Source organism: Mesorhizobium sp. M7A.F.Ca.MR.176.00.0.0 (assembly GCF_004023165.1).
In the GTDB taxonomy this organism is placed as follows: Bacteria; Pseudomonadota; Alphaproteobacteria; order Rhizobiales; family Rhizobiaceae; genus Mesorhizobium.
This window is the reverse complement of record NZ_RZTC01000176.1, coordinates 1-7,881: the sequence shown is the minus strand read 5'-3', so window position 1 is coordinate 7,881 and position 7,881 is coordinate 1. Positions and strand designations below refer to the sequence as shown.

General features: G+C 64.4%; 6 protein-coding genes. 2 read left to right on the top strand and 4 right to left on the bottom strand.

The window, feature by feature from the left end; translation table 11 throughout:
• Positions 1–161: 161 nt before the first annotated feature.
• The 3 genes from iolD to EOB59_RS32490 form a co-directional block, all read right to left on the bottom strand.
• Positions 162–2,012 (bottom strand): 3D-(3,5/4)-trihydroxycyclohexane-1,2-dione acylhydrolase (decyclizing), encoded by a 1,851-nt coding sequence (gene iolD, locus EOB59_RS32500; protein WP_128290152.1) that lies wholly within the window; start codon positions 2,010–2,012, stop codon positions 162–164.
• A 34-nt stretch (positions 2,013–2,046) separates the two neighbouring features.
• Positions 2,047–3,981, bottom strand: a complete 1,935-nt coding sequence (gene iolC, locus EOB59_RS32495) for a 5-dehydro-2-deoxygluconokinase (RefSeq protein WP_128290151.1) — start codon at positions 3,979–3,981, stop codon at positions 2,047–2,049.
• Between the two features lie 141 nt (positions 3,982–4,122).
• Positions 4,123–4,968, bottom strand: coding sequence for a MurR/RpiR family transcriptional regulator (locus tag EOB59_RS32490; protein ID WP_164762714.1), 846 nt, complete (start codon positions 4,966–4,968; stop codon positions 4,123–4,125).
• A gap of 155 nt (positions 4,969–5,123) precedes the next feature.
• Between EOB59_RS32490 and EOB59_RS32485 the strand changes: the two genes are divergently transcribed.
• Positions 5,124–6,233, top strand: a complete 1,110-nt coding sequence (locus tag EOB59_RS32485) for a Gfo/Idh/MocA family oxidoreductase (protein ID WP_128290150.1) — start codon at positions 5,124–5,126, stop codon at positions 6,231–6,233.
• Between the two features lie 45 nt (positions 6,234–6,278).
• On the opposite strand, the gene EOB59_RS32480 is transcribed toward EOB59_RS32485, so the two are convergent.
• Positions 6,279–6,977: a YafY family protein gene (locus EOB59_RS32480; RefSeq protein WP_127320406.1), complete on the bottom strand. Its 699-nt coding sequence runs from the start codon at positions 6,975–6,977 to the stop codon at positions 6,279–6,281.
• Between the two features lie 130 nt (positions 6,978–7,107).
• Here EOB59_RS32480 and EOB59_RS32475 point away from each other — a divergent pair, with 130 nt between their 5' ends.
• The gene (locus EOB59_RS32475; protein ID WP_128290149.1) at positions 7,108–7,743 is read left to right on the top strand and encodes a LysE family translocator; all 636 of its coding nucleotides are present in this window, start codon (positions 7,108–7,110) and stop codon (positions 7,741–7,743) included.
• Positions 7,744–7,881: the final 138 nt, after the last annotated feature.

The following is a 7,881-nucleotide window of genomic DNA, read 5'->3' as shown; positions in this document are numbered from 1 at the left end:
CACCTTCTCCCCGTATAGTGACGGGGAGAAGGGGTCTAGCCGCGACCTCGGCGTCTTTCTTGCGACGGCGGTGATTGGCGAAACCGGTGGTGACAGCGTCCCTCTCCCCGTCCCTATACGGGGAGAGGATGCCGGCAGGCAGGTGAGGGGCAGCGCCGACCTCAATCACCCACACTCTGCATCTTCCGCTTTTCGTCATACGCCTTGCGCGCCGCGTTGACCTGCGGCCGTACAGACACTTCCGGCACCGCCACGTCCCACCAATGGCCGCCGGCATCCGTGGAAACCAGCGGGTCGGTGTCGATGACGAGCACCGTTGTGCGCGTATTCTTCCTGGCTTGTGCCAGCGCGTTTTCCAGCCCGGCGATCGACGGCACTTTCTCGGCAATCGCCCCCATGCTCGCCGCATGCGCGGCAAAGTCGATGTCGGGCAGAACCTCGTGGCGCGAGTCCTTCAGCAGATTGTTGAAGTTGGCGCCGCCGGTCGCCATCTGCAGCCGGTTGATGCAGCCATAGCCTCTGTTGTCGAGCAGCACGATAGTGAGCTTGAGGCCGAGCATCACCGAGGTGGCGATTTCGGAGTTCATCATCAGGTAGGAGCCGTCGCCGATCATGACGACGATCTCCTCGCCGGGCTTCGCCATCTTGGCTCCGAGCCCGCCGGCAATCTCGTAGCCCATGGTCGAGAAGCCATATTCGCCATGGTACGAGCCGGGCGCGCCAGCCTGCCATAATTTGTGCAGCTCGCCCGGCAGGCCGCCGGAGGCATTCAGCAGCGTCACACCGGAGCCCATGGCGCGCTGCACGGCGCCGATCACCTGCGCGTCGGACGGGTAGGCGGCATTGGTCGAGGCCGTCACCTTGGCCGCCTCGGCCTGCCAGGCCTTCTTGCCGGAGGACGCATTGTCGGTCCAGCTTGCCGGCGCCTTCCAGCCCTTCAGCGCAGCACTGAGTTCGGCCAGGCCCTCGGCCGCATCGGCCACCAATGGTAGCGCGCGGTGCTTGCCGGCGTCGAAGGGCTGCACGTTGAGCCCGATGATGGTCTTGCCGGAATTCTTGAACAGCGCCCACGAACCGGTGGTGAAATCCTGCAGGCGCGTGCCGATGGCGAGTACGACATCGGCTTCCTCAGCCAGCCGGTTGGCGGCAGAAGTGCCGGTGACGCCGACCGCCGCCATGTTGAGCGGATGATCGTCCGGCAGCGAGGATTTGCCGCCTTGCGTCTCGCAGACCGGGATGCCGGCGCTCTCGGCGAATTTCGCCAGTTCGTCCGACGCCTGGGAATAGAGGACACCGCCGCCGGCGATCACCAGCGGCTTTTTTGCGCCCTTCAGCGCCGCTACCGCGGCGGCAAGCTCATGGCGATCCGGGCGCGGCCGGCGCTGGTGCCAGACCCGCTCGGCAAAGAAACTCTCGGGGTAGTCGTAGGCCTCGGCCTGGACGTCCTGGCACAGCGACAGCGTCACCGGGCCGCATTCGGCCGGATCGGTCAGTACGGCCATGGCGCGGCTGAGCGCAGGAATGATCTGCTCCGGCCGGGTGATGCGGTCGAAATAGCGTGAAACCGGACGGAAGCAGTCATTGACCGTAGCCGTGCCGTCGGAGAAATCCTCCGCCTGCTGCAGCACCGGATCTGGGATGCGGTTGGCGAAGACGTCGCCCGGCAAAAACAGGACGGGCAACCTGTTTACATGGGCGAGCGCCGCCGCCGTCACCATGTTGAGCGCGCCGGGGCCGATCGAAGAGGTCGCGGCCATGAAGCGGCGGCGGAAATTGGCCTTGGCGTAGGCGATCGCCGCATGCGCCATCGCCTGCTCATTGTGGGCGCGGAAGGTCGGCAATTCGTCGCGCAGCTGATAGAGCGCCTCGCCGACCCCGGCGACATTGCCGTGGCCGAAGATCGCCCAGACGCCGCCGAAGATCGGGACTTTGCTACCGTCGATCTCGGTCATCTGGCGGCTGAGGAAGCGGGTCAGCGCCTGCGCCATTGTCAGGCGGATTGTCTTGCTCATGGTATTTTCCTCCGCAGTCCTGTTCCGCGCCTTCTTATGCCGCCTTGCGGCCGCGCGCGGCAAGCCACGCATCCGTCAACTGTTCGAAGCGCTGCGCCATATCGGCGATCGCCTCGTCATCCGACATCTTGCCGGCCAGCCATTGCTCGGCCGCATGGACGAAGATGGTGCGGCCGACGGCAAAGCCCTTGACGATGGGCGCCTTGGCGGTGGCGGCGAACGCCGCTTCCAGTTCGTCCTGCGGCGCTTCCAGGCCCAGCAGCACGACGCCGCGGCACCACGGGTCGTGCTTCAGGATCACGGCCTCGACCTTCGCCCAGGCGCCGCTCGACGCCTGCGGCTCGAGCTTCCACCAATCCGGCTTGATGCCGAGCGCATAGAGCTCCTCCAACGCGCGCGGGATCGTCGTGTCGTCGAGCTTGCCATGCTTGCCGGCAATGATCTCGATGAGAAGTTCCCTGCCGACCTTCCGCGCGCCTTCGAACAGGGCGCGCAACTTCTGCTGCTGTTCTTCCTTCAGCGCCGCCTGATCGTCGGGGTGATAGAAACACAGGCATTTGATGCAATGGTCGACCGGCCATTCGACAAGCTGCGAGCCGATGTCCTGCGAGAATTCGAAGCGCAGCGGCCGCGAACCCGGCAACTCCACCGGCCGCCCGAGCCAGGCGAAGGAATGCCTGGCGAATTCGAACATTGCCTTGCGGCCGTGTTTCTCGTCGATCAGCATGCCGTAGCCGTCGCGGCCGGCGGCGACCTTCGCAGCCGCCTTGACTGCCAGCACCTTGAATTCTTCGATCCGTGCCGGATCGGCGCCGGCCTTCGCCGCCACATCCTCGAGCTGCACGCGGTGGTCGCAGGCGAGCGCCATCAGCGAGGGAATGTCGCGCCGGCGCGTCGTTGCCCAATGGATGTGGTTGATCGCCTCGTCCTTGCGCAACGCCAGATGCTCGCTGCCGTGTTTGAGGAAGAACCGCAGTTCTTCGAAGGTCGGATATTCCGGCGCGCAGAGCAGACGCGACACGGCGAAGGCGCCGCAGGCATTGGCCCAGGTCGCCGCTGTCGCATGATCTTCGCCACCCAGCCAGCCGCGCAGGAAACCGGACATGAAGGCATCGCCGGCGCCCAGCACATTGTAGATCTCGATCGGAAATCCCTTGCCGACGACACCGTCCTCGAGATCGTCGCTGATCGGTCCGTCATAGACGATGCAGCCCATGGCGCCGCGCTTGAGCACAATGGTCGCGGACGACAGCGAGCGGATCGTCTTCAAGGCGCTCAGGCAATCGTCGGCGCCCGACGCGATCATGATCTCTTCCTCGGTGCCGACAATGAGGTCGCAATCGGGCAGCACCGTCTTCAACTGGGCCGAGACCCGGTCCGATTTCACATAGCGCTCGAAGCCTTCGGCATGGCCGGCGAGGCCCCACAGGTTCGGCCGGTAGTCGATGTCGAACACCACCTTGCCGCCCTTGGCCTTCATGATGCGGATCGCCTTGCGCTGCGCGGCATCGCTGTTGGGCCTGGAAAAATGCGTGCCGGTAACGACGATCGAGCGCGCCGAGGCGATGAAGGCCTCATCGATGTCCTCCGGCGCCAGCGCCATGTCGGCGCAATCCGAGCGGTAGAAGATCATCGGCGAAACGCCTTCGTCCTCGACCGACAGCAGCACCAGCGCGGTCAGCCGTTCCTTGTCGGTCTTCAGGCCGTAGACATTGACGCCTTCGCGCGTCAGCTGCTCGCGGATGAAGCGGCCCATCTGCTCGTCGCCGACGCGGGTGAGCAGTGCCGAGCGCAGGCCGAGCCTGGCCGTGCCGACCGAGATGTTGGCCGGGCAGCCACCGACCGACTTGGCGAAGGAGGTGATGTCCTCCAGCCGCGAGCCGATCTGCTGCCCATAAAGGTCCACGGAAGCGCGACCGATGGTGATGACGTCGAGCGGCGCGTATTCAGCGTCCACGGCTTCGCTCATTGGAACCTCCCGTCGGCCTTGTTGTGTTGGGGTACACGCGCGAGCGGCAGCGTGGCGCCGGGAATATGAAATAATAATTCCAATCCATAGTCAATATGGAATGAGCGTTCCTTCGGCGAAAAGTGCCTTTTCAGCGGTGGATCAGGCCTTGCGCTTGCGGCCCGTGTCGCGTCGCTTCTCGCCGACGCCGACGGTCAGCGCCATGGCCAGCGCCATCGTCGCCGACAGCGAGCGGAAGCCGGCGAAATCGGCCTCGGCAACCTCGAACCAGACCTTGGCGAACTGGGCGAGCGGCGAAAACGAGCTGTCGGTGATGGCGACGATCGGCACGCCCTGTTCCGAAATACTGCGCGCCTCCTCAATCGTGGCCGGCGCGTAGGGCGAGAAGGAGATGGCGATGACGGCATCCGCCGGCGTGGCGAAGCCGATCATCTCGGCATTCAGCCCGGCCGCCGATTCGATCAGCTGGTTGCGGATCTTCAGCTTGCCCAGCGCATAGGCGATGTAGGACGCCACCGGATACGAGCGGCGCTTGGCCAGAACGTAGATGGTTTCCGCCTTCGCCAGCAGGGAAATGGCCTCTTCCAGATGCGCGTCGTCCAGCGTGCGCGAAATGTCGTTGAGCGAGGTCGAGGCGGCGGCGACGAAGCCGTCGAAAATCGCCCGATGGCCGGCGCCGCCTTCTGCCTTGGCGCGCAGCGCCTGCAGCCTTTCGTCATAGGATGAGTTGCGCTCGCGCAGCCGTTCGCGAAACACCTGCTGCAGGCTGGTGAAACCGTCGAAGCCAAGCTGCTGGGCAAAGCGGATCAGGGTTGACGGCTGCACGCCGGCCGAAGCGGCGATGCTGGCGGCGGTGCCGAAGGCGATGTCGTCAGGATTGTCGAGCGCATGGGCGGCGATCTGGGCGATGCGCTTCGGCAGGCTTTCGCGCCGCTCCAGGATGGTGGTGCGCAGCGTCTCGAAATCGCGAGGTACCCGTTCGTCCATCGTCGCTCTGTCCAGGCTCATACGTGAAGCGTCCTCTGTGCATCATCATAGCGAGCCTGCGCAAGAACACCATAAAAAATGAGGCAGACATTCCATTCCAAGAGAAAATGGACTAATTCATCCACGCAGCGCTTCAAGCAGTGGAGAAACGGAAAATGGTCGGCGTCGGTCTCATCGGTACGGGTTTCATGGGCAAGTGTCACGCCATCGCATGGAGTGCCGTCAGCGCCGTCTTTCCCGACGTTGCCAAGCCACGGCTGGTCCATCTCGGCGAGGTCAATGAAGAGCTTGCCCGGCGCAAGGCGGGCGAGTTCGGTTTCGCCAAGGCGTCGGGCGACTGGCGTGCCGTCGTCAACGATCCCGAAGTCGATATCGTCTCGCTGACCACGCCCAACCAGTTCCATCCGGAAATGGCCATCGCGGTTCTTCAGGCCGGCAAGCATCTGTGGTGCGAAAAGCCGATGGCGCCGAGCTTTGCCGAGGCCGAGGCGATGGCTGCGGCGGCGAGAAAGTCCGGCAAGGTCGCGGCCCTCGGCTACAACTACATCCAGAGCCCGGCCATCCGCCACATCGGCGCGCTACTCGACGAGAAGATCATCGGCGAGGTCAACCATCTGCGCATCGAGATGGACGAGGACTTCATGGCCGACCCCGAAGCGCTGTTCTTCTGGAAGCACGAAGCCGCGTCAGGCTATGGCGCGCTCGACGATTTCGCCGTGCATCCGCTGTCGCTGGTCTCAGCCCTGTTCGGCCGCGTCGCCAGTGTCATCTGCGACATGGCCAAACCCTATGCCGATCGCAAGCTGGCCAGCGGCGGCCGTCGCGCGGTCGAAACCTACGACATCGCCAGCGTGCTGATGCATCTGGAAAATGGCATTGCCGGCACGCTGTTGGTCAACCGCTCGGCCTGGGGCCGCAAGGGCCGCATCGCCGTCCAGATTTTCGGCTCTAAAGGGTCGATCCTGTTCGACCAGGAGCGATCGAACGAATTCCAGCTTTACCTCACGGCCGACCGGCCGACCGAGCAGGGTTACCGCACCATCCTGGTGGCGCCGCACCACAAGCCCTATGACCTCTTCGTGCCGGCGCCAGGCCATGGTCTTGGCTTCAACGATCTCAAGATCATCGAGTGCCACGAACTGCTGACGCGGCTTGAAGGCAGGCCGGCGCGGCTAATCGAATTCGCCGAAGGGCTGGAGATCGAGCGCACGGTGCACGCGATGGCGCGCTCCTTCGAGGAAAAGCGCTGGGTGGACGTGCGGTAAGGCGGCGGCTCACCTTCTCCCACAAGGGGAGAAGGGGAAATCGCGTCAGCCGCCAACCGCCGCATTGATCTCCCACCCGTTGACCCAGACCTGCCGCAAGCGGTCGCCTTCGCCCTTGAAGCGTAGCCCCGTCGCCTGGCAATCCTCGATCCGGTCGCTGCGGAAATTGCGGATCGCCTGGCGCAGCTCGCACCAGGCGACGATGTTGGCGGTTTCGGCGTAGTAGATGAGCGCGATCGGGCGGATGAGCCGCTCGGAGGCGCGGCCCATTTCGTCTCGATAGGAGAGGTCGAGCTTCTCCTCGTCGCGGATGGCGCGTCGCACCAGCGCCAGGTCGATCGCGCCGGTCGAGGGCGCAGCGAATCCCCACGCATGCAGCGCATTGGCGTCGAATGCCTGCCGCAAGGGTGGCGGCACCGCGCCGGCGATCTTGGCGCTGACGCGCTTGGCCGCCTGCTTGAGTTCGCTGTCGCCCGTGCGCTCCAGCAGCGCCAGCGACAGGACGATCGCCTCCATCTCCTCGATCGAGAACATCAGCGGCGGCAGGTCGAAGCCGGGGCGCAGGATATAGCCGATGCCGCGGCCCCCTTCGATAGGCACGCGCATCGCCTGCAGCGCTGCGATGTCGCGATAGATCGAGCGCACCGTCACTTCCAGCCGCTCGGCAATCGTTGCCGCCGTCACCGGCTGCCGCGCCAGCCGCACGATCTGGATGATCTCGAACAGGCGTGAGGCCTTGCGCATTTTTTACCCCAGGTTGCGCGCCCAACTGACACAGCATTGTCAGTTGGGCTGACCTATAGGAGCGCCTATCGAATTGAAAATCAACAGGTTCCGCTGCGGTTTTGGCGGAGCGAGGCGGCAGGCAACTGACATGGGCTATGCGGAAAACCTCTGGCTTTTCTTTATCCTGCTGTTCGGCATCATCGCCGTTCCGGGCATGGACATGCTCTTCGTGCTTGCCAATGCACTGACTGGCGGGCGCGACAGGGGCCTGGCAGCGACCGGCGGCATCATGGTCGGCGGCATGGTGCACACGCTGAACGGCGCCATCGGCGTCGGCCTGCTGATGCATTTCGTGCCGATCCTGTTCAAGCCGCTGCTGCTTGCCGGCGCCGCCTACATGGCCTTTATCGGCATCACGCTGATGCGCAGCTCCATCACTGTCGGCCAGGGCGGACCCACCGGCAGCCGTTCCGCATGGAAGGCTTTTCGCCAGGGTTTTGTGACCTGCCTGATCAATCCGAAGGCATACCTGTTCGTGCTTGCCGTCTACCCGCAGTTCCTGAAACCGGCCTACAGTCCGATCTGGATGCAGGCGACGATCATGGGCCTGCTGACCGTGGTGACGCAGGCTGCGATCTATGGCGGGCTGGCGATCACGGCCGGCCGCAGTCGCAACCTTCTGATCGCCAATCCGCGGGCGACCATTTTTGCCGGCCGGGCGGCCGGGCTGCTGCTCTTTGCCGTGTCGGTGTTCACGGCATGGGAAGGATTAAGGGCGGCATAGGACATGGGTTCTTGCGAAGAAGACCCCCACCCCTAACCCCTCCCCACAAGGGGAGGGGGACTCCAGTCGGCGCTGACAACGGCAAACTTGCCGATGTTTTCAGACGTCAAAGGTTCGAGCAGGAGTGCGCGGCAGCGT